The sequence below is a fragment of the Gordonia sp. DT30 genome (assembly GCF_049844915.1).
Taxonomy (GTDB): Bacteria; Actinomycetota; Actinomycetes; order Mycobacteriales; family Mycobacteriaceae; genus Gordonia.
The window spans coordinates 57,324-77,584 of sequence record NZ_JBNCLY010000003.1; the positions used below are offsets into that span (position 1 = coordinate 57,324).

Here is a 20,261-nt window from a genome sequence, read left to right on the forward strand (position 1 = left end):
CTCCGGTCGAGCGCTAGAAGCCCATGCGCCGCAATTGTTTCGGATCGCGCTGCCAGTCCTTGGCCACCTTCACGTGCAGATCGAGGTACACCTTGACGCCGAGCAGTGCCTCGATCTGCTGCCGCGCGGTGGTGCCCACCGCCTTGAGTCGGGCGCCCTTGTGACCGATGATGATGCCTTTCTGGCTGTCGCGCTCGACGTAGAGGATCGCATGCACGTCGACCATCGGCGGCTGATCGGGCCCGCGGTCGGATCGCGGGATGATCTCCTCGATCACCACGGCGAGCGAATGCGGCAACTCGTCGTGCACACCCTCGAGGGCGGCCTCCCGGATGAACTCGGCCATGAGAACCTGCTCGGGTTCGTCGGTGAGTTCACCGTCCGGGTAGAACGCCGGGCCGGGTTCCATCAACGACACCAGCACCTCGGTCAGCACGTCGACCTGCTCGCCGGCGGTCGCCGACACCGGCACCACCTCGCTGTCGGGTCCGAGGAGCTGCGAGAGTGCGAGCAACTGTGCGGCAACCTGCTCTGGACCGACCCGATCGATCTTGGTGACGACCCCGAGCACGGTGGTACCCGGTGCCATCTGACGCACCTGGGAGACGATCCACCGGTCGCCGGGTCCGATCCGCTCGTCGGCGGGCACGCACACGCCGATCACGTCGACCTCGGTGTAGGTGTCGCGGACGAGGTCGTTGAGCCGCTGCCCGAGCAGGGTGCGCGGCCGGTGCAGCCCAGGGGTGTCGACCAAGATCAGTTGGGCGTCGGGCCGGTTCACGATGCCGCGGATGGTGTGGCGGGTGGTCTGCGGCCGGTTGGAGGTGATCGCGATCTTCTCGCCCACCAGCGCATTGGTCAGGGTGGACTTCCCGGTGTTCGGCCGGCCGACGAAACAGACGAAGCCGGAACGGAATTCGGTCATTGCCGGACGTCCGATGCGTCGGCGGCGCGTAGCCGTGTGAGTACTGAACCGCCGGTATCGGTGAGCACGAGCACCGCGTCGGGGCCGATCTCGGCCAGCGTCGCCCGACCAGGGTCGTCGACCGCACCGCCGACGATCACCGCCGCCTCGAAAGTGTTTGCCCCGCTGGACAATGCAGTGGCCAGCGCGACCTGGAGGGCCGACAGCGTCAGCGTCGTCGTGGCGACGTCGGCGCCTGCGTAGGTACGGCCGTCGCCGTCGCGTACCGCGGCGCCCGTCGGCGACTGTGCCCGGCCACGCGCGCCGCGGGCGAGTACCACCAGTTTCTGGTCCTCGTCGCCGAGCTCGCTCACATGGCCTCCTTGTGCTGGGTGTTGGTGCGCTCAGCGTATTCGCCGGTGCGGTGCGTGCGCTCGGCCCCCCGTGAACCATTGCGCCGTGCGCCAGATGTCTCCCGCCGCTCGTCGCGGGCGCCGGACCCTTCGCCGGATGCGGGTTCCTCGACACGCTCGACGCGGACCGTGGTGATGCGTTGGCGTCCTTGCCGATTGGGTCCGCCCTCGGCATGCAACTGCAACCCATGGCTCATCACCCGGGCGCCGGGCAGCGGTACACGGCCGAGTTCGAGACCGACCAGACCGCCGACCGTCTCGACCTCGTCGTCAGCGAGGTCGATGTCGAACAGTTCACCGAGATCGTCCACCGGAAGTCGTGCCGACACCCGGTAGCTGCCGTCGCCGAGATCCTCCACCGGAGCCACCTCACCGGTGTCGTACTCGTCGGCGATCTCGCCGACGATCTCCTCGAGCACGTCCTCGATGGTGACAAGTCCGGCGATCCCGCCATATTCGTCGACAAGCAGCGCCATGTGGTTGTGGTTGCGCCGCATGTCCTCGAGGACCCGGTCGAGCGGTTTGGAGTCGGGGATGAACTCGGCCGGCCGCATCACCGCGGACACGGTGACCGTGCGGGCGTCCTCGCCACGCGTCGAGCGCTCCACGAGATCCTTGAGATAGACCACGCCGAGGATGTCGTCCGGGTTCTCTCCGATCACCGGGATCCGCGAATGACCACTGCGCACGGCAAGACTCGTCGCCTGCGCGGCGCTCTTGTCCTGCTCGATCCAGATCATCTCCGGTCGGGGCACCATCACCTCGCGGGCATTGGTGTCGCCGAGTTCGAACACCGACTGGATCATGCGGCGTTCGTCGGCGGCGACGACGCCGCTGGCCTCGGCGAGGTCGACCACCTCACGCAACTCGACCTCGGTGGCAAAGGGGCCGTTGCGGAACCCCTTGCCCGGCGTCAGTGCGTTGCCGATCAGGATCAGCAGGCGCGTCAACGGTGTGAGCAGGACCCCGAGGATCTGCAGGGCCGCCGCCGACGCCAGGGCAATGGAGTACGCGTGCTGACGACCGAGCGTGCGGGGCCCGACCCCCGCCGCCACATACGACACGACCGCCATCCCCGCGATGGTGACGACCAGGCCCCACCCTAGGCCCAACCGGTCGACGGCGACCACCGCGATCAGCGATACCGCCGAGGTTTCGCACACCACGCGCAGCAGTACCGCCAGGCCGACGTAGGTGGCGCGGGCGGCGAGGATGCGCATCAGCCGCAGCGCACCCGGGCGGCGTTCTTTGACCATGTCCTCGACCCGCGCGATCGATACGGTCGAGACCGCGGTGTCCACCGCCGCAAACACCCCGCTCGCGGCGACGAGGACGAGCGCCGAGATGGCAAACCAGACGTAGGTACCTGCGGTCACTGATCCGGCGAACCCGTGCGCCGTTGCGGCGCGGGGCTCTCGTCACCCCCCGGCGGGTCCGGGAAGGCCCCATCGGTGAACCCGATGTTCGTCAGCAGCCGCGTGTCACGGTCGGACTGTCGCTGCTGCTGCGCCTCGCGGTGGCGCTGCGCGTAGAACTCCTCGAGGAGACGGTTCTGCAGGCCGAACATCTCCTTCTCCTCGTCGGGTTCGGCGTGGTCGTAGCCGAGCAGGTGCAGGACGCCGTGGATGGTGAGCATCGCGAGTTCATGCTCGACGGACCGACGGGTCTCACGCGCCTGCCGGGCGGCGAACTCCGGGCACAACACGATGTCGCCGAGGATGGCCGGGCCCGGTTCCGCGGCGTCGGGACGCCCGCCGGGTACGAGTTCGTCCATCGGGAAGCTCATCACGTCGGTGGGCCCGGGCAGGTCCATCCACTGCATGTGCATGTCGGCCATCGTGGACTCGTCGACACACAGCACCGACAATTCCGCGCCGGGGTGCACGTCCATCGCATCGATTGCGAATCGTGATGCGGCGAGGACCAATTCGGCGGGCACCTCGACGCCGGACTCGTTGGCGAACTCGATGCTCATGAATGCCGGCCCTGACTCGCGGCGCGCCGGGCCGCACGATTGCCGCCGAGGCGATCGGAGTCTCGCAGCCGCGGGTTGGCCCGGGCGGCTTCCTCGGCCCGGCCATACGCGTCGACGATGTCGGCGACGAGCCGATGGCGCACCACGTCCTGACTCGTCAGGGTCGAGAAGTGGATGTCGTCTATACCCTCGAGGATGTGTGTCGCGGTCATCAGTCCACTCCGCGCACCGCCCGGTAGGTCGACCTGCGTGGTGTCGCCGGTGACGACGACCTTGGAACCGAATCCCAAGCGTGTCAGGAACATCTTCATCTGCTCGCCGGTGGTGTTCTGCGCCTCGTCGAGGATGATGAAGGCGTCATTGAGCGTCCGGCCCCGCATATATGCCAGTGGCGCGACCTCGATCACCCCGGCGGCCATGAGCTTGGGGATCGAGTCCGGGTCCATCATGTCGTGCAGCGCGTCATAAAGGGGACGCAGATAGGGGTCGATCTTCTCGCTCAGCGTGCCGGGCAGGAAGCCGAGACGTTCACCGGCCTCCACGGCCGGGCGGGTGAGGATGATCCGGTTCACGCTCTTGGACTGCAGTGCCTGGACGGCCTTGGCCATCGCCAGGTATGTCTTGCCGGTGCCTGCGGGGCCGAGCCCGAAGACGATGGTGTTGTTGTCGATGGCGTCGACGTAGCGCTTCTGGTTCAGCGTCTTGGGGCGGATGGTCTTGCCGCGTCGCGACAGGATGTCCAGCGACAGCACGTCCGCGGGCGACTCCGATGATCCCGCCGACAGCATGGAGACGCTGTGGCGCACCAGATCGGGGGTCAACGGGGTGCCGCGGCCGACGAGGTCGACCAGTTCGCCGAGGACCCGCTCGGAGGCCGCGACCTCGGCGCCGGCGCCGCGCAGGGTCACCTGGTTTCCGCGGACGTGGATGTCGGCGGGCAGCAGCTGTTCGAGTGTGCGCAGATTGACGTCGCTGGTGCCGAGCAGGCCGAACACCACCTCGGGAGGGACATCGATGTTGGAGGTGACCACAGGTCCGCCCCCTGCGGTGCCGCGCGTCGGCGCGCTCACGTCGGGGTTGTCGTCACTCACGTATCAGATCACTCCTGGAGTTCGAGGGGGCGCCGGGTGGCGATATGCGCTCAAGTGTATCCCTGCCCAACAGCCGATCCGCGAGCGAATATTCCGTTCCGGCCCGACCGGGCTACAGGCCCAGTGCCCGGATCGTCTGCCGGTTGCACACGCTGCGCGGGTCGACGAAGGCGTCGTGGCCCTCGTCGCCGACCACGATGAGTTCGGCGGATTGGCCGCGTGCGGCCACCACCTCGACGTAATGCCTGCTCGACTGGACGGGGATGGCGGCGTCCCGGTCACCGTGGATCACCACGACGTGCGCGTCGAAGGGGCCTTGTTCGATGGGCGAGGCCGCCCGATACCGTTCGGGCGCCTGCGCATGGGGCCGCCCCATCAGTGCCTGCACCGACGGCCGCCCGGCCTGGCCCGCAGTCTCGAGGTCGAGTGCGGCCGACTGCGCGACGACGGTGGTGATCCGGGTGTTCGCAGTCCGGGCATCCAACTGCGCGGTGGCCCACACCGCGAGTTGGCCTCCGGCCGAATGCCCAACGACAGCAACCGAATTCCAGTCCACACGCTCGGCGACCGCACGGTCGCACGCGTTGGGGACGGCGCCGTCGAGCGCCCGGATCGCGGCGATGACATCACGTCCGGTGTTCGGCCAGCCGCCGCCGTCCTCGCCGATACGCCGGTATTCGACGTTCCAGACCAGCGCCCCGCGTTCCGCGTACTGCCGGGCGATGGCCGATTCGATCGTCAACGAGAATTCGGTGGTCCAGTATCCGCCGTGGATGAGCACGACCGGCCGTACGGTCGCGGGCAGATCGGCCTCGGCCGCGGCGTGGTACAGATGCCCGAACTGCGAGTTCGCCTCGCCATAGGCGATCGTGGTCCGATGCACCGCGCATCGTCTCACCGTGCCCACCGGTCGGTGAGGACCCCCAGGGCGCCCAGCGCCACCGACGCGGCCGTCGAGGTTCGCAGCACCTCCGGTCCGAGGATCACCGATCGCGCGCCGAGTGCGGTGAGGTCGGCGATCTCGCTGTCATCGAGGCCGCCCTCGGGACCGACCACCAGCATGATCGCGGACGCCTCGGCCAGCGGCAGTTCACGAATCGGCGTCGCGCCCTCCTCGTGCAGAACGGCGACCACCCCGTGACCGGCCATCGTCTCCGCGGCGTATGCGCGCACGTCGATCGTGGTGGCGAGCTCGGTCACCTCCGGAATCCAGGGCCGACGACTCTGTTTGGCGGCAGCCGATGCCGCGGTACGCCACTTGGCCACCCCTTTGTCGGCCTTACCCGCCCAGCGGGCGACGCACCGCGCGGACTGCCAGGGAACGATGCGATCCACCCCGGCCTCGGTGGCCAGGTCGACGGCCAACTCGGATCGCTCGGACTTCGGTAGTGCCTGCACGAGCGTGACCATGGGTTGGGGCCGATCGGTGAACGTGAAACGGTGCGCCACCACACGCAGCGCATCCTTGCCCTCGACGGCGCTCACCTCGCAGGACGCCATGGCCCCGGCACCGTCCCCGAGCAGCAACGACTCACCGGGACGCAGCCGTGCGACGGTCACCGCATGCCGGCCTTCGCGACCGGAAAGGACCATCGACGCGCCGGCCGGCGGTACCTCCTCGACCCAGAACAGCGGCGGACTCACGTGGTCGGACCGATCAGCGTCCGGCGAAGGCGTTGCGCAGCCGGGAGAACAACCCGCCCGGCCCCGCCGCCGCCGAGGTGGTCACGAGATCGATCGAGTCGTCGGAGGCATCGCGTAACGCCGTCAGTGCTTCGGTCTGCGCGGCCGTGAGCTTGCCGGGCACCGTGACATCGAGATGTACGTGCAGCGCACCGCGTACTCCGGTGTTCACATGCGGCATGCCCTGCCCGCGCAGTTTGACGACCTGGCCGGGCTGCGTGCCCGGCTCGACGGTGACCGTGGCGGTATCGCCGAGGATCGTGGGCACCTCATAGCTCCCGCCGAGCGCGGCGTCGGCGATCGGCACCCGCAGCGTGCAGTGCAGGTCGTCCTTGTCCCGGATGAAGACCTCATGCGGACGCTCGCCGACCTCGACGTAGAGGTCGCCGGCCGAACCCCCGCCCGGGCCGACCTCGCCCTGGCCGACCAGCCGGACCCGCATCCCGCTCTCGATGCCTGCCGGGATCCGCACCGTCATGGTCCGCCGTGATCGCACTCGGCCCTCGCCGCCACATTTGGGACAGGGATCGGGGATGATCTCGCCGGTGCCATGGCAAGTGGGGCATTCGCGTACCGTCATCACCTGGCCGAGCAGGGAACGCTGAACAGCCTGGATCTCACCCGCACCCCTACAGGTATCGCAGGTCACCGGCTTGGAGTCGCCGTGGGTCCCCGATCCGTGGCAGGTGTCGCACAGGATCGCGGTGTCGACGGTGATCTCCTTGCTGACCCCGGCCGCGCATTCCTCGAGGTCGAGTTCGACTGCGACCAACGCCGGTTCACCCGGCTGCACGCGGGACCGCGGTCCGCGGCTACCACCGAAACCACCGCCGGAGCCGAAGAACGCCTCGAACACGTCCCCGAGGCCCCCGCCCCCGAAATTTGCGCCGAATCCACCCGCTCCCGGACCAGCCAGCGGATCTCCGCCGGCGTCGACGATCCGGCGCTTCTCGGGGTCACTGAGCACCTCGTAGGCGGTGGTGACCTCTTTGAAGCGCTCTTCTTCGCCCGGGTTCACGTCGGGGTGCAGCTTGCGGGCCATCTGCCGGTAGGCCCGCTTGATCTCCTGGTCGCTCGCACCTTTGGCGACGCCCAGGGTTCCGTAGTAGTCAGTTGCCACGGTTGTCTCGGTCCTTCGTTCTTCAGCTCACGTATCGTGCCGGGGACGCATATAGGTCCCGGCACCTGGGACATACGACGCGACGCGGCGTCGGCCACCACAACCGTCACGGGCCGCGTTCGGGCGTCGGAGGTCACCGCTCGGCGAGCACCTCGCCCACATACTTGGCAACGGCCGCAACCGACGCGATGGTTCCCGGATAGTCCATGCGGGTGGGCCCGACGACGCCGACTCCGCCGAACACGGTGCCCGAAGCACCGTACCCCGTCGACACGACCGAGGTGCCACGCAGGTTCTCCGTCTGGGTCTCCTCACCGATCTGCACGGTGACCCGCCCCATCCGCTGGCTTGTCGCGAGCAGCTTGAGCACCACGACCTGCTCTTCGAGTGCTTCGAGAACCGAATCCATGCCGCCGGTCAGCGGCGCGAAATCGGCTGCCGCCCGTGCGAGATTCGAGGTCCCGGACAACACCACCCGGTCTTCGCCGCGTTCGACGAGCGTCTCGACGAGCACTGTCGCCACGTTGACGGTCGCGACACGGATGTCGGCGGGGGCGTTGTTGGCCACCTCGGCCACTGCGGCGGACGCCTCCTCGAGCCGTTTGCCGTGCAGTGCCACGGAGAACATGTCGCGAAGCCGCACGATGTCGGCGTCGTCGAGATCCTGCGCGAGCGCCACCATGCGCTGCTCGACGCGCCCGGTGTCGGCGATGACGATCAGCAACAGCCGCGACGGCGACAGGGTGATCACCTCGAGGTGACGCACCGACGCCGTGGAGAGCACCGGGTACTGGATGACGGCCACCTGCCGGGTGAGTTGCGCGAGCAACCGCACCGATCGGCGCAGCACGTCATCGAGGTCGACCCCGGAATCGAGCACCGACAGGATCGCGCGCCGCTCGGCCGACGACAGCGGTTTGACCTCGCTGATGCGGTCGACGAACATGCGGTAGCCCTTGTCGGTGGGCACGCGTCCCGAGCTCGTGTGGGGCTGCGCTATGTAGCCCTCGGCTTCGAGCACCGCCATGTCGTTACGGACCGTGGCACTCGAGACACCGAGTTGATGCCGCTCGACGAGTGCCTTCGATCCGATCGGTTCCTGGGTGGAAACGAAGTCGGTGACGATGGCGCGAAGGATCTCGAACCGCCGTTCATCGGTGGTCGACACCGGCCAGACCTCCTCTCGAGCGCCCGCTGCCCTACAGTGGGTGCGTTCCAGTCTACGAAACCGCCGCATCTACCGAACCGGAGCACGCAGTACGGTTGCGCGTGACCCGCCCGCGAGGCGTAGTCGTCGAACATCTCGATCACCGCCCCAACGACCACAGGAAGAGTCCCGATGATCTTCAAAGGCGTCCGGGAGGGCAAACCCTACCCCGATCATGCGTTGACGCATCGTGGTTGGGCCAAGATCCCGCCCCGGCAGTTCCGGCTCGATGAACTGATCACCGTCACCACGGTCCTCGCGCTCGACAAGCTGCTCAGTGAGGACTCCACTTTCTACGGCGACCTGTTCTCGCATGTGGTGCGCTGGAACGGCAATCTCTACCTCGAGGATGGCCTGCACCGGGCAGTTCGCTCGGCTCTGCGCAATCGCACCGTCGTGCACGCCCGGATGCTCGACCTCGACGCGCTCGACCTGCACCCTGATGCCCCACCCCTCGACGAGCAGCTGGCCACCGAAACCGACGAACTCCCCCTCACCCGCGGCGAGTTGCCGCCGCGGGATGCGTCGCCGGGCGGCGGTCACCGGCGGGCGGCACGTGCGACCGGATGGACCCTGCCGCGGCGGTGAGGCCGATTCAGGACCTTTCGCCGGCGACAAGGATGTCGCGCACCACCGCGTCGGCGAGCAGCCGGCCGCGGTCGGTGAGGACCAGCATCCGGCCGACCGGCCGGAGCAGCCCGCGCTCGGTGAACCGCTCGGCGGCCGACAACTCGGCGGCGTCGAGATCATCGCGTCGCAGTCCGCTGCGGCACCGCGCGGTCAGCATCACCGACTCGACGTGCCGGTCCGCCGGCGTCAGCACCTCATGGGCCGCCACCGGCAGGTCGCCGTCGGCCAGCGTCGTCGCGTAGCGCGCCGGGTGTTTGAGATTGGACCACCGCACCCCGTTGACGTGCGAGTGCGCACCCGGCCCCACCCCCCACCAGTCGTGGCTGTACCAGTAGGCCAGATTGTGCCGACACCACGCCGGCTCGGAGGTCGCCCAGTTCGATACCTCGTACCAGTCGAAACCGTTGGCGCCCAGCCGTTCATCGATGCGCGCGTACCGCGCGGCGAGTACGTCGTCGTCGGGCGCAGGCAGCTCGCCGCGCCGCACCCGGCGCGCCAGAGCGGTACCGTCCTCGACGATCAGCGCATACGCCGACACATGATCGACCGGCACGGACAGGACCGCATCCAGACTCGCATCGAGGTCGGCATCGGTCTCGCCAGGTGTGCCGTAGATGAGGTCGAGATTGATGTGGGCGAATCCGGCGTCGGCGGCCTCGCGCGCAGCGGCCACCGCGCGGCCCGGCGTGTGGGTGCGGTCGAGCGTGGCCAATACATGCGGCGCCGCCGACTGCATCCCCAGCGAGATGCGGGTGAATCCGGCCGCACGCAGCCGCGCGAAGAACTCCGGCGACGTGGATTCGGGATTGGATTCGGTGGTGACCTCGGCATCGTCGGCGAGCTCGAACCGACTGCGAACCGCAGCGAGCAACCGCGCCAATCCGTCGTCACCCAGCAGTGACGGGGTGCCGCCGCCGACGAAGATCGTCGAGACCTTCCGGGCGGGCGCGAGCATCCCGGCCGCGAGATCGAGTTCGCGGGTCACCGCCTCGAACCACGAATCCGGCGACGCCGAGGACCCCAGCTCCCCCGCGGTGTAGGTGTTGAAGTCGCAGTAGCCGCACCGGGAAGCACAGAACGGCACATGCAGGTAGAGCCCGAATGGGCGGTCGGGTTCCACCGCGCCGCAGGCCGTCCGGATGTCCTGCGGCGCGAGAGGGGCGGATATGGACGTCACGTCCCCATGATGCGCGCGCATCCGGTGGAACCGAAATCGGACGTCGAGGCGGCCATGACCTCGAGATCACGCTCGCGCCCGCCCGCGGGAATACCCATGTCGCCGCATGCCTTGGTCTCCAACGACATCACCGCTGCGCCGTCGACCCTTCTGGCCCGCCCGACATCGATGCAGGCCAGTTTGCCTCAGCGTGGTGAAAAGTATTCCCAAGTAGACGCCGGACGGAGGCACGTGGCACTATGGAGTGCGTGAATTTCCCCGGGGTGTGGCTCGCCGCGCGACGCCACGTCGATCTCAAGCGCGTCTGCAGCGCTTCCTGTCGTCGCTAGACGACGTCCGGCCCCGGAGAACAACCGCATTTCTCGCCGCGGTAATGCCGCCACGTCACAGCCCAGACCGTGCGATCGCCGGTGCTCGCGTGCCGGTACAGGAGAATTCATGACGTCAACGACGGACCTCACCGAGGCGAACGGTTCGCCCGTACCCGAGAAGTCCGGCCCCGCCCGGCGGAACCGGCCGACGCGAGCCGCCGGCACCCCCAACGGCGGCGACCCCGCCGGTGGCACCGGAGGCGACGAGCGGGCCGTCCGCAAGAAGACGCGCCCGGCCAAACGACGCGCCGAGGGCCAATGGAAACTCGGCTATCGCGAACCACTCAACGCCAATGAGCAGTCCAAAAAGGACGACAACCCGCTCAACGTGCGCGCTCGCATCGAAAACATCTATGCCAGGCAGGGATTCGACTCGATCGACAAGGGCGACCTGCGCGGCCGCTTTCGCTGGATGGGTCTCTACACCCAGCGCACCCAGGGCTACGACGGCACCTACACCGGCGACGACAACGCCGACCTCCTCGAGGCCCCGTATTTCATGATGCGGGTGCGCACCGACGGCGGTCAGCTCGATCTCGCCCAGGTACGCACACTCGCCGGCATCTCCCGCGATTTCGCCCGCGGCACCGCCGACGTCACCGACCGCCAGAACATCCAGTTCCACTGGATCGAGATCGAGAACGTTCCGGAGATCTGGCGCCGCCTCGAGGAAGTCGGCCTCGAAACCACCGAGGCCTGCGGCGACTGCCCGCGCGGCATGCTCGGCTCCCCCCTGGCCGGGCTCCATCCCGATGAGGTCGTCGACGCGACGCCGGCACTGCGAGAGATCAAGCGCCGCTACATCGGTGACCCCGAGTACTCCAATCTGCCGCGCAAGTTCAAGACCGCCGTCTCCGGCCTGCAGGACGTCGTCCACGAGATCAACGATGTCGCGTTCGTCGGCGTCGTGCATCCTGAACACGGTCCCGGCCTGGACCTGTGGGTCGGTGGCGGGCTGTCCACCAATCCGATGCTCGCCCAGCGCGTCGGCGCATGGATCCCGCTCGACGAGGTTCCCGACGTCTGGGAGGGTGTCGTGGCCATCTTCCGCGACTACGGATACCGCAGGCTGCGTTCCAAGGCCCGCCTCAAATTCCTCATCAAGGACTGGGGCATCGAGAGGTTCCGTCAGGTCCTCGAGGACGAGTACCTGCACCGCAAGCTCATCGACGGACCGGCACCCACGCCGCCGACGCACCCGATCGACCACGTCGGCATCACCGATCTGACCAACGGGCTCAAGGCCGTCGGCTTCTCTGCGGTATCCGGACGACTCTCCGCCGAGCTCCTCGACGCCATTGCCGACGCCGCCGAGAAGGCGGGCAGCGACGACGTCCGACTCACCCCGTACCAGAAACTCGTGGTGGTCAACGTCGGCGACGACAAGGTCGCCCAACTCGAAGCGGATCTGACCGTCGTCGGGCTCACCGCCCGCCCGTCGATCTGGCGGCGCAACCTCATCGCCTGCACCGGCCTGGAGTACTGCAAACTCTCGTTCACCGAGACCCGAAGCCGCTCACAGAGTCTCGTACCGCTACTCGAGGAGCGGATGGCCCAGCTCAATGAAACCCTCGACGTCCCGGTCACCATCAATTTCAACGGCTGCCCCAATTCCTGCGCGCGCGTGCAGGTCGCCGACATCGGCCTGAAGGGACAGCTCATCGACGACGGGAACGGAAAACCAGTGGAGGGCTTCCAGGTTCACCTCGGTGGAAGCCTCGGCGAGGATTCGGCCTTCGGACGAAAGTTGCGTCAGCACAAGATCTACGCAACCGAGGCCAACGAATACATCGAGCGGATCGTGCGCAACTTCGCCGAGCAGCGAACCAACGGTGAACGATTCGCGCAGTGGGCCGTTCGCGCCGACGAGGAGGCATTGCGATGAGCACCACCACCGACACCACCGCCCGCGACACCACGCCGGCCGGCCGCCGGTTCGGAAAAGACGAACTGCGCGCACTCGCCGAGCAGGGTGCCGCCGAACTCGGGTCCGACGCGACTCCCGAGGAGCTACTGGCCTGGACCGCGCGGACTTTCGGTGACAACTTTGTCGTGGCCTCCAACATGCAGGACGCCGCGCTGGTGGATCTCGCCGTCAAGCACGTCGATCAGGAACTGCTGGGCGGGGATCCGGTCAAGGTGTTGTTCCTCGACACCGGTTACCACTTCGCCGAAACCATCGGCACCCGGGACGCGGTCGAGCAGGTCTACGGCGTCGAGATGGTCGATCTGACCCCCGAGCACAGCGTCGCCGAGCAGGATGAACTGTTGGGCCGCAATCTGTTCGCGCGGGATCCCGGCGAGTGCTGCCGGTTGCGAAAGGTGGTGCCGCTCAAGGCTGGTCTGCAGGCATACGACGCGTGGGTGACCGGCATCCGTCGGGTGGAGGCACCCACTCGCGCCAACGCGCCGCTGATCTCCTTCGACGAAGGCTTCGGCCTGGTCAAGATCAACCCGATCGCCGCCTGGTCCGACGAGCAGATGCAGGACTACATCGACGCCAACGGTGTGCTCGTCAATCCGTTGGTCGACGAAGGCTATCCCTCCATCGGGTGTGCCCCGTGCACGGCCAAACCCGAACCCGGATCCGATCCGCGCAGCGGCCGCTGGGCCGGCCGCGCCAAGACAGAATGTGGGTTACACGCATGACCGTCACCGATTCCTCCACCGACCCCGCCTCCGTGGCCGTCGGCGCGCTCGCCGACACCGACGAGTTCACCACCCTCGATGCACTCGAGTCCGAGGCGATCCACATCTTCCGTGAGGTCGCCGGCGAGTTCGAGCGACCGGTGATCCTGTTCTCCGGCGGCAAGGACTCCACCCTGTTGCTGCATCTGGCACTCAAGGCGTTCTGGCCGGCGCCGCTGCCGTTCTCGCTCCTGCACGTCGACACCGGCCACAACCTGCCCGAGGTCCTCGAGTTCCGCGATCAGGTGGTCGCGCGTCACGATCTGCGCCTGCATGTGGCCAAGGTCGAGGACTATCTCGCCGACGGACGCCTGACCGAGCGCCCCGACGGTGTCCGCAACCCACTGCAGACCATCCCGTTGCTCGATGCGATCACCGAGAATCGCTTCGACGCGGTCTTCGGCGGTGGCCGCCGCGACGAGGAGCGCTCGCGCGCCAAGGAGCGGATCTTCTCCCTGCGCAACGCTTTCGGCCAGTGGGACCCGAAACGTCAGCGCCCCGAGTTGTGGAATCTCTACAACGGCCGCCACGCCCCGGGCGAGCATGTGCGCGTGTTTCCGCTCTCGAACTGGACCGAGCTCGACGTGTGGCGTTACATCGCCCGCGAGCAGGTGCTGCTGCCCCAGATCTACTACGCCCACCAGCGGGACGTGTTCGAACGCGACGGCATGTGGATGACCCCCGGACCGTGGGGTGGACCGCGCGAGGGCGAACAGATCCGACGACTCTCGGTGCGTTACCGCACCGTCGGTGACGGATCGTCGACCGGCGCGGTGCTCTCGGACGCCGCCGACAACGAGGCCGTCCTCGCCGAGGTCGCCGCGTCGCGACTGACCGAGCGCGGCGCCACCCGCGGCGACGACCGGGTGTCCGAAGCAGCGATGGAAGACCGAAAACGTGAAGGATACTTCTGATGGCGAACAACACTCTCGGACACGTCCCCGATCTGCTGCGCATTGCGACGGCCGGCAGCGTCGACGACGGCAAGTCGACCCTCGTCGGACGGCTGCTCTACGACACCAAATCGGTTCTCGCCGACCAGATCGACGCCGTCACCAAGGCCTCGGTCGACCGCGGCCTCGCCGGTCCGGACCTCTCGCTGCTGGTCGACGGACTGCGCGCCGAACGTGAGCAGGGCATCACGATCGACGTGGCCTACCGCTACTTCGCCACCCCCACACGCTCATTCGTGCTCGCCGACACGCCCGGGCACGTCCAGTACACCCGCAACACCGTCTCCGGCGCATCCACCGCACAGCTGGTCATGCTGCTCGTCGACGCCCGCAATGGTGTTGTCTCCCAGACACGTCGACATGCGGCGGTGATGGCGCTGCTCGGGGTCCCGCAACTGGTGCTGGCCGTCAACAAGATCGACCTGGTCGACGACGCCGCGAGCGTTTTCACCGAGATCGCCTCGGAATTCCGCGATCTCACCCGAACGTTGGGTTGGTCTGACGATCAGGTGACCGCAATCCCGGTGTCGGCGCTACACGGCGACAACATCGCCATCCGGTCGCAGAACACACCGTTCTACGATGGCCCCACCCTGATCGAGTTCCTGGAGACGGTCCCGAACGGCACCGATGCGGCGACCGGACACAAGCATTCCGAGGTGGGCCTGCGATTCCCGGTGCAGTATGTGATCCGTCCCCGCACCACCGAATACCCGGACTACCGCGGTTATGCGGGTCAGATCGCAGCCGGGCGCGTCTCGGTCGGCGACCAGGTGGTGGTGCTGCCGTCCGGCGTCCGGACGACGGTCACCCAGATCGACACGGCCGATGGACAATTGGCCACCGCCCACACCGGCCGGAGTGTCACGTTGCTCCTCGCCGACGATGTCGACATCTCGCGCGGTGACCTCATCGCCTCGGCCGGCGACGCGCCCGAGCCGGTCCAGCAGTTCTCCGCCACCGTCTGCTGGCTGGCCGACAAGCCGCTGCGCCCAGGTGCCCGGCTACTGCTCAAACACGGCACCAAGACCACCCAGGCCATCGTCGGCACCCTCGACGTGCTGTTCGACGAACAGAATCTGGCGCTCACCGACGCACCGGACACATTGGAGCTGAACCAGATCGGTCGCATCACCGTACAGACAGCCGAGACGATCCCCGCCGACGACTACCAGGTCAACCGCGAATCGGGCAGCTTTCTGTTGATCGATCCGCAAGGTGGCAACACGCTGGCCGCCGGCCTGGTCGGCGACGCGCTCGCGTCGCTGCACCTCAAAGAGCTGGTGTGAGTCCGACCCTGTTGCTCGTCGCGCACGGCAGCCGTGATCCCCGATTCGGGGACACGGCCCGCCGGGTGCGAGATGCGGTGGCACAGCGTTTGCCGCATGTGGAGGTCCGGCTGTCCTACCTCGGTCTCGACGAACCCACGGTGGCCGACTCGATCTCCTCGGTCGACGGCGAGCTGGTGATCGTACCGCTCCTCCTGGCGCCCGGGTATCACAGCGAGATCGATCTGCCCCGCATCGTCGCCGCCGAATCTACGCCGGCCGCGGTGGTGATCACCGACGTGATCGGTCAGGCCTCGCTGACCTCGGCGCTTGCCGACCGGCTGGCGCAGGCCGGGCCCGGCGACTCCGACGGGATCCTTGTCACCGCGGTGGGATCGTCGAATCCCGCTGCGGCGCTTGTGGTTCGGCGTCGCGCGATCGAGCTGTCCACTCGCCTGCACCGACCGGTCGACGTGGTCTTCGCGACCCAGCTCGGTCAGGACGAGATCAAGCTGCGGGGCGCCCTTCGCCGACTGTCGGCGGCCGGGGCCCATCGGATCGCGCTGAGCCCGTACTTCCTGTCCGCCGGATTGCTGATCGAACGCGTGGAGGAAGCCCTCGACCGACTCGCCCCGGGCGCGTTGGTGGCCGGTCCCCTCGGGGCACATCCCCACGTCGTCGTCGCCATCCTCGATCGCTACCGAACGGCACTGCCGCGGTTGCGGTCCGGGGATCTGACCGCCGAGCAGCGGACCTGAACCGAACGCCCGCGCCGCCACCTGGCGTGTGTCTGCTTGCTCAGCTATCGGTCAGCGCCGCCACCTTGGTCGCCCGCGCATAGATCGTCTCGCCCGCCTGCAGATTCAGGGCGTTCTGGTCACCTCTGGTGATCTGTGCCACGAACTCCTCACCGGAGGCCGCCGACACGAGTTCCACCCGCGTCTCGAAACCCAGGTTCACCACTCGTTGAACGGTGGCCCGCAGGACACCGGTGTCGAGCGTCGGATCGGTTGCCGGCCATGCCAACTCGGGGGTGCGACCGATCCGGATGTCGTGCGGCCGGACGAGTTCGCCGTTGAGACGCACCGTGGAACCGAGGAACGACGCCACGAACGGATTGACCGGGCGGTCGTAGAGATCGTCGGGAGATCCGACCTGTTCGATCCGGCCCTTGTTCAGGACGGCGATGCGGTCGGAGACGTCGAGCGCCTCCTGCTGATCGTGGGTGACCAACACCGTCGTCACGTGCACTTCCTCGTGCAGACGACGCAACCATCGGCGCAGTTCGTCACGGACCTTGGCATCGAGCGCACCGAACGGTTCGTCGAGCAGCAGCACCTTGGGATCGACGGCCAGCGCACGCGCCAATGCCATGCGCTGCCGCTGCCCGCCGGAGAGTTGGGCGGGGAATCGCCTCTGGAACACCGTGAGTCCGACGATCTCGAGAAGTTCGTCGACCTTGGCATCCACCTCGGCCTTGGGCCGCTTGCGGATCTTGAGGCCGAAGGCGATGTTGTCGCGGACCGTGAGGTGCTTGAACGCGGCGTAGTGCTGGAAGACGAATCCGATGTCACGCTTTTGCGGCGCCTTCTTCGACACGTTGTCGCCGTTGATGATCACGGTGCCCGAGTCGAGGGCGTCGAGGCCGGCGATCGCGCGCAGCAGCGTCGACTTCCCCGAACCGGACGGACCGAGGAGCGAGGTCAGCTGACCGTCGGGGATGTCGATGGACACATCATCGAGGGCCGCGAAGTCGCCGTAGCGCTTGTTCGCGCCGATCACCGAGATGGACATGTCAGACGCCTTTCTGGCGGGCGGTGAGATTCTCTGGAACACGCTCGGCGACAAGCTGATGCGCATCGATCGCTTCCGGGCCGTGCGGCACCGTCAGCTCGGCTTCGACCACGGCGTCCGCGCCGGTCGACTCGCTGGCATCGGCCAGCCGGGACCTGGCACGCCGGTCGACGAACGACATCAGGACCAGCACCACGATCGCGACGAACATCAACAGCGTTGCGGCCGCATACGCACCGAATTCGTTGTAGTCGTCGGTGTAGCGGGAGTTGACCAGCAGCGTCAGGGTCTGGGAGATGCCCGGATAGTTCGACGACACCATGGTGACCGCCCCGTACTCACCGAGCGCTCGCGCCACCGTCAGCACGATGCCGTAGGTCAGGCCCCACCGGATCGCCGGCAATGTCACACGCCAGAAGGCCTGCCAGGCATTGGCTCCGAGAGTTGCTGCGGCTTCTTCCTGTTCGGTACCGATCTCCCGCAGGACCGGCTCCACCTCACGCGCGACGAACGGCAAGGTGACGAACAGCGTTGCGAGTACGAGTCCCGGGAATCCGAAGATGACGCGGAAGCCGAGACTCTCCACACCCCCGAACCAGCCGCCGTATCCCCACAACAGGATCAGGGCCACACCGGCGACGACCGGCGACACCGCGAACGGCAGGTCGACGACCGCCTGCAGCAGTCCCTTGCCGGGAAAGCGTCCACGTGCCAGGGCGAGTGCGGTGAGTACGCCGAACACGACGTTGAGCGGAACGACGATGACCACGATCAGCAGACTCAACTGCAGGGCCGAGATCGCCGCCGGGGTGGTGATCCAGTCCCAGAACTGCACGATCCCGTGCTCGAAGGAGCGGTAGAAGATGGTGCCGACCGGCACGATCAACAGGATGAACAGATAGACGAGCGCAACGGTACGCAGCCCATAGCGGGCCAGCGGGGATACCTTCATCGATCCGCATCCTCCCGAGTCGACTGCCGCCGGCCCGCAATACGCAGGATCAACAGCGTCACGAAGGCTATGAGCAGCAGCACCACCGAGATCGCCGCGGCGTTGACCGGCGCATCGATCTCGATCTGCTGCTGGATGTACTGCGAGGCCACCTGGGTCTCGCCGGGGATGTTGCCGCCGATCAGCACGACCGAGCCGAATTCCCCGATCGCCCGGGTGAAGGCGAGTCCGGCTCCGGTCAGGATCGACGGGAGCAGCGCGGGCAGGATGATCTTGCGGAACGTCGTCCAATTCTTGGCGCCCAGAACCGCAGCGGCCTCTTCGACGTCGACGTCGAGTTCGAGAAGCACCGGCTGCACCTGGCGGATCACGAACGGCAGTGTGACGAAGGTCAGCGCGATCACCAGTGCCGGCTTGGTGGCGTTGAGCTGGATGTCCAGTGGACTGTTGGGTCCGTACAGGGAAAGCAGCACGAGGCTGGCCACAATCGTCGGCAGCGCGAACGGCAGGTCGATGATCGCGTTCACGAATCCCTTGCCGGGGAAGTCATCTCGCACCAACACCCACGCGATGATGGTGCCGAAGACCACGTTGATGGCCGCCGCCACCACCGACACGAGCACCGTGATCCCGAGTGCGTCGAGAGCGGCCGGCGCGGTGACCGCATCCCAGAACCCGCTCCACCCGTCGTCAAAGGACTGCACGGTGATCGCGGCGAGCGGCAGCAACACGATGATGCTGAGCCACAGCCACGCCACCCCGATGGTCGCGGGGCTGACACCGGTGAAAGTGCGTGCGCGTCCGAGAAACCCACCAGGCGGCCGTGATTGCGGGCGTTCGCCCGCGTCCGGGGTGGTCGTCGAGACGTTCGAGGTCACTGTCTGCCCCCTGCGTCGTAGATCTTGGTGATCGCACCGCTGGTCCCGAACAATGCCGAGTCGACGGCCTTCCAGCCGGTGAGGTCCACGCCGTCATTTTCGGCGGCGGTCCCGGCACCGAGGACCTTACCGAGATCTTTGATGGTCCACAGCTTCTCGATGGTGCCGGGGAACAGGTCGCGGGTCTCGGCGATCACCGACGGCACCACCGGACGGAAACCCTGCTTCGCCCAGATCCGCTGCGCCTCGTCGGTGAACAGGTAGCCCACAAATGCGCGCGCCGCCGCGAGATCCTTGGTGGTGTTGACGATCGCGACCGGATTCTCGATCTTGAACGTCTGCGGCGGGATGAGGTACTCGACCTGGTTCTGCGGGCTCGCGTCCGCGTTCGCCCGGTCGAGCATGATGGCCTCGTTCTCATAGCTGATCAGCACGTCGCCCTGCCCCTGCTCGAAGGCCGTGGTGGCCTCACGACCGGATTTCGGGACGACGCGCACATGGTCACGCACGAGTTCCGACACGTAGTCGAGGCCGGCCTGCGGATTGCGTCCGCCGTTGCTCAACGCCGCGTACGGGGCGAGCAGGTTCCACTTCGCCGAACCCGAGCTGCCCGGATTCGGGGTGACCACCTGAACGCCCGGCTTCAGCAGGTCGTTCCAGTCGTGGATGTTCTTCGGGTTGCCCTTGCGTACGACCAGTGCGACGACCGAACCGAATGGCGTGCTGTTGTTGGGCTCCTGCTTCTTCCAGTCCTTGTCGACCAGGCCGGCCTTCACCAGCCTGGTGATGTCGGGTTCGACCGAGAAGTTCACCACATCGGCCGGAACTCGCCGGGCCACCTTGCGGGACTGGTCACCGGAGGCACCGTAGGACGAGGAGAAGCCGATGTCGGCGCCTGCTGCGGTTGCCCGAAAGGCCGGGATGATGTGGTCGAAACCGGGTTTGGGCGTCGCATACGCCACGAGGTCGAGGTGACGGCTGCCGCTGGAGATGTCCACACCACCGGGTTCGTCGGTGGAACCACCGCCGCAACCGGAGAGCGCGGTCATCGCGAGGGCCAGCAGAAGCACCAGTACCGGCGTACTGCGTCGCGAGATGACGGCAGCGCTCACTGACACGTTCCTCCATGATTGGGCTGTGCACGATCCGATCCCGAA

At 67.3% G+C, this 20,261-nt stretch carries 21 protein-coding genes; 6 read left to right on the forward strand and 15 right to left on the reverse strand.

Going from position 1 to position 20,261, the window contains the following annotated elements; translation table 11 throughout:
• Positions 1 to 13 precede the first annotated feature (13 nt).
• The 9 genes from era to hrcA all read right to left on the reverse strand — a co-directional run bounded on the left by era (position 14) and on the right by hrcA (position 8,354).
• Positions 14 to 925, reverse strand: coding sequence for a GTPase Era (gene era, locus ACLQ3C_RS03955; RefSeq protein WP_425703639.1), 912 nt, complete (start codon positions 923 to 925; stop codon positions 14 to 16).
• Positions 922 to 1,278 carry a cytidine deaminase gene (locus tag ACLQ3C_RS03960; protein WP_425703640.1) on the reverse strand — a complete coding sequence of 119 codons (357 nt, stop codon included), beginning with the start codon at positions 1,276 to 1,278 and terminating at the stop codon, positions 922 to 924. The genes era and ACLQ3C_RS03960 overlap by 4 nt, the downstream gene beginning before the upstream one ends.
• The gene (locus ACLQ3C_RS03965; RefSeq protein WP_425703642.1) at positions 1,275 to 2,693 is read right to left on the reverse strand and encodes a hemolysin family protein; all 1,419 of its coding nucleotides are present in this window, start codon (positions 2,691 to 2,693) and stop codon (positions 1,275 to 1,277) included. Before ACLQ3C_RS03965 ends, ACLQ3C_RS03960 begins: the two co-directional genes overlap by 4 nt.
• Positions 2,690 to 3,292: an rRNA maturation RNase YbeY gene (ybeY, locus tag ACLQ3C_RS03970; protein WP_425703644.1), complete on the reverse strand. Its 603-nt coding sequence runs from the start codon at positions 3,290 to 3,292 to the stop codon at positions 2,690 to 2,692. The genes ACLQ3C_RS03965 and ybeY overlap by 4 nt, the downstream gene beginning before the upstream one ends.
• Positions 3,289 to 4,383 carry a PhoH family protein gene (locus tag ACLQ3C_RS03975; RefSeq protein WP_425703646.1) on the reverse strand — a complete coding sequence of 365 codons (1,095 nt, stop codon included), beginning with the start codon at positions 4,381 to 4,383 and terminating at the stop codon, positions 3,289 to 3,291. The genes ybeY and ACLQ3C_RS03975 overlap by 4 nt, the downstream gene beginning before the upstream one ends.
• A 112-nt stretch (positions 4,384 to 4,495) precedes the next feature.
• Positions 4,496 to 5,266, reverse strand: a complete 771-nt coding sequence (locus ACLQ3C_RS03980; protein ID WP_425703648.1) for an alpha/beta hydrolase family protein — start codon at positions 5,264 to 5,266, stop codon at positions 4,496 to 4,498.
• A gap of 11 nt (positions 5,267 to 5,277) precedes the next feature.
• Positions 5,278 to 6,027, reverse strand: a complete 750-nt coding sequence (locus ACLQ3C_RS03985) for a 16S rRNA (uracil(1498)-N(3))-methyltransferase (protein ID WP_425703650.1) — start codon at positions 6,025 to 6,027, stop codon at positions 5,278 to 5,280.
• Between the two features lie 13 nt (positions 6,028 to 6,040).
• The gene (gene dnaJ / locus ACLQ3C_RS03990; protein WP_425703652.1) at positions 6,041 to 7,186 is read right to left on the reverse strand and encodes a molecular chaperone DnaJ; all 1,146 of its coding nucleotides are present in this window, start codon (positions 7,184 to 7,186) and stop codon (positions 6,041 to 6,043) included.
• 133 nt (positions 7,187 to 7,319) lie between these two features.
• Positions 7,320 to 8,354 (reverse strand): heat-inducible transcriptional repressor HrcA, encoded by a 1,035-nt coding sequence (gene hrcA / locus ACLQ3C_RS03995; protein ID WP_425703654.1) that lies wholly within the window; start codon positions 8,352 to 8,354, stop codon positions 7,320 to 7,322.
• Positions 8,355 to 8,525: 171 nt separating this feature from the next.
• Here hrcA and ACLQ3C_RS04000 point away from each other — a divergent pair, with 171 nt between their 5' ends.
• Positions 8,526 to 8,981, forward strand: a complete 456-nt coding sequence (locus ACLQ3C_RS04000) for a type II toxin-antitoxin system VapB family antitoxin (RefSeq protein WP_425703656.1) — start codon at positions 8,526 to 8,528, stop codon at positions 8,979 to 8,981.
• Between the two features lie 7 nt (positions 8,982 to 8,988).
• Here ACLQ3C_RS04000 and hemW read toward each other — a convergent pair whose 3' ends face one another.
• Both hemW and ACLQ3C_RS04010 read right to left on the reverse strand, forming a co-directional pair.
• Entirely contained in the window at positions 8,989 to 10,221 is a 1,233-nt protein-coding gene (gene hemW, locus ACLQ3C_RS04005) for a radical SAM family heme chaperone HemW (protein WP_425703658.1), read from the reverse strand.
• Positions 10,197 to 10,328, reverse strand: a complete 132-nt coding sequence (locus ACLQ3C_RS04010) for a hypothetical protein (protein WP_425703660.1) — start codon at positions 10,326 to 10,328, stop codon at positions 10,197 to 10,199. Before ACLQ3C_RS04010 ends, hemW begins: the two co-directional genes overlap by 25 nt.
• 310 nt (positions 10,329 to 10,638) lie before the next feature.
• On the opposite strand from ACLQ3C_RS04010, the gene ACLQ3C_RS04015 reads away from it, so the two are divergent.
• The 5 genes from ACLQ3C_RS04015 to ACLQ3C_RS04035 are packed head-to-tail and all read left to right on the forward strand — an operon-like array spanning position 10,639 to position 16,238.
• A complete protein-coding gene (locus tag ACLQ3C_RS04015; RefSeq protein WP_425703661.1) occupies positions 10,639 to 12,456 on the forward strand; it encodes a nitrite/sulfite reductase in 1,818 nt (605 codons plus the stop codon).
• Positions 12,453 to 13,220 carry a phosphoadenylyl-sulfate reductase gene (locus tag ACLQ3C_RS04020; protein WP_425703662.1) on the forward strand — a complete coding sequence of 256 codons (768 nt, stop codon included), beginning with the start codon at positions 12,453 to 12,455 and terminating at the stop codon, positions 13,218 to 13,220. The genes ACLQ3C_RS04015 and ACLQ3C_RS04020 overlap by 4 nt, the downstream gene beginning before the upstream one ends.
• A complete protein-coding gene (gene cysD / locus ACLQ3C_RS04025; RefSeq protein ID WP_425703664.1) occupies positions 13,202 to 14,173 on the forward strand; it encodes a sulfate adenylyltransferase subunit CysD in 972 nt (323 codons plus the stop codon). The genes ACLQ3C_RS04020 and cysD overlap by 19 nt, the downstream gene beginning before the upstream one ends.
• Positions 14,173 to 15,501: a sulfate adenylyltransferase subunit 1 gene (locus tag ACLQ3C_RS04030; RefSeq protein ID WP_425703666.1), complete on the forward strand. Its 1,329-nt coding sequence runs from the start codon at positions 14,173 to 14,175 to the stop codon at positions 15,499 to 15,501. Before cysD ends, ACLQ3C_RS04030 begins: the two co-directional genes overlap by 1 nt.
• On the forward strand, positions 15,498 to 16,238 hold the full coding sequence (locus tag ACLQ3C_RS04035; protein WP_425703668.1) for a sirohydrochlorin chelatase: 741 nt from the start codon (positions 15,498 to 15,500) through the stop codon (positions 16,236 to 16,238). Before ACLQ3C_RS04030 ends, ACLQ3C_RS04035 begins: the two co-directional genes overlap by 4 nt.
• A 40-nt stretch (positions 16,239 to 16,278) precedes the next feature.
• Here the strand turns inward: ACLQ3C_RS04035 and ACLQ3C_RS04040 are convergent, their stop codons facing one another.
• The 4 genes from ACLQ3C_RS04040 to ACLQ3C_RS04055 are packed head-to-tail and all read right to left on the reverse strand — an operon-like array spanning position 16,279 to position 20,153.
• Positions 16,279 to 17,274, reverse strand: a complete 996-nt coding sequence (locus tag ACLQ3C_RS04040; RefSeq protein ID WP_425703670.1) for a sulfate/molybdate ABC transporter ATP-binding protein — start codon at positions 17,272 to 17,274, stop codon at positions 16,279 to 16,281.
• Position 17,275: 1 nt separating this feature from the next.
• Positions 17,276 to 18,226 carry a sulfate ABC transporter permease subunit CysW gene (gene cysW / locus ACLQ3C_RS04045; protein ID WP_425703672.1) on the reverse strand — a complete coding sequence of 317 codons (951 nt, stop codon included), beginning with the start codon at positions 18,224 to 18,226 and terminating at the stop codon, positions 17,276 to 17,278.
• Entirely contained in the window at positions 18,223 to 19,104 is an 882-nt protein-coding gene (gene cysT / locus ACLQ3C_RS04050; protein ID WP_425703674.1) for a sulfate ABC transporter permease subunit CysT, read from the reverse strand. Before cysT ends, cysW begins: the two co-directional genes overlap by 4 nt.
• Positions 19,101 to 20,153, reverse strand: coding sequence for a sulfate ABC transporter substrate-binding protein (locus tag ACLQ3C_RS04055; protein WP_425703974.1), 1,053 nt, complete (start codon positions 20,151 to 20,153; stop codon positions 19,101 to 19,103). Before ACLQ3C_RS04055 ends, cysT begins: the two co-directional genes overlap by 4 nt.
• Positions 20,154 to 20,261 lie beyond the last annotated feature (108 nt).

Coding starts and splice junctions, on each gene's coding strand:
- ybeY (WP_425703644.1), bottom strand. CDS start 3,292: ATGAGCATCGAGTTCGCCAACGAGTCCGGCGTCGAGGTGCCCGCCGAA.
- cysD (WP_425703664.1), top strand. CDS start 13,202: ATGTGGGTTACACGCATGACCGTCACCGATTCCTCCACCGACCCCGCC.
- ACLQ3C_RS04000 (WP_425703656.1), top strand. CDS start 8,526: ATGATCTTCAAAGGCGTCCGGGAGGGCAAACCCTACCCCGATCATGCG.
- hemW (WP_425703658.1), bottom strand. CDS start 10,221: ATGCGCGCGCATCATGGGGACGTGACGTCCATATCCGCCCCTCTCGCG.
- ACLQ3C_RS04015 (WP_425703661.1), top strand. CDS start 10,639: ATGACGTCAACGACGGACCTCACCGAGGCGAACGGTTCGCCCGTACCC.
- ACLQ3C_RS04055 (WP_425703974.1), bottom strand. CDS start 20,153: ATGACCGCGCTCTCCGGTTGCGGCGGTGGTTCCACCGACGAACCCGGT.
- ACLQ3C_RS04040 (WP_425703670.1), bottom strand. CDS start 17,274: ATGTCCATCTCGGTGATCGGCGCGAACAAGCGCTACGGCGACTTCGCG.
- ACLQ3C_RS04010 (WP_425703660.1), bottom strand. CDS start 10,328: ATGTCGTTGGAGACCAAGGCATGCGGCGACATGGGTATTCCCGCGGGC.
- cysW (WP_425703672.1), bottom strand. CDS start 18,226: ATGAAGGTATCCCCGCTGGCCCGCTATGGGCTGCGTACCGTTGCGCTC.
- ACLQ3C_RS04030 (WP_425703666.1), top strand. CDS start 14,173: ATGGCGAACAACACTCTCGGACACGTCCCCGATCTGCTGCGCATTGCG.
- era (WP_425703639.1), bottom strand. CDS start 925: ATGACCGAATTCCGTTCCGGCTTCGTCTGTTTCGTCGGCCGGCCGAAC.
- ACLQ3C_RS04020 (WP_425703662.1), top strand. CDS start 12,453: ATGAGCACCACCACCGACACCACCGCCCGCGACACCACGCCGGCCGGC.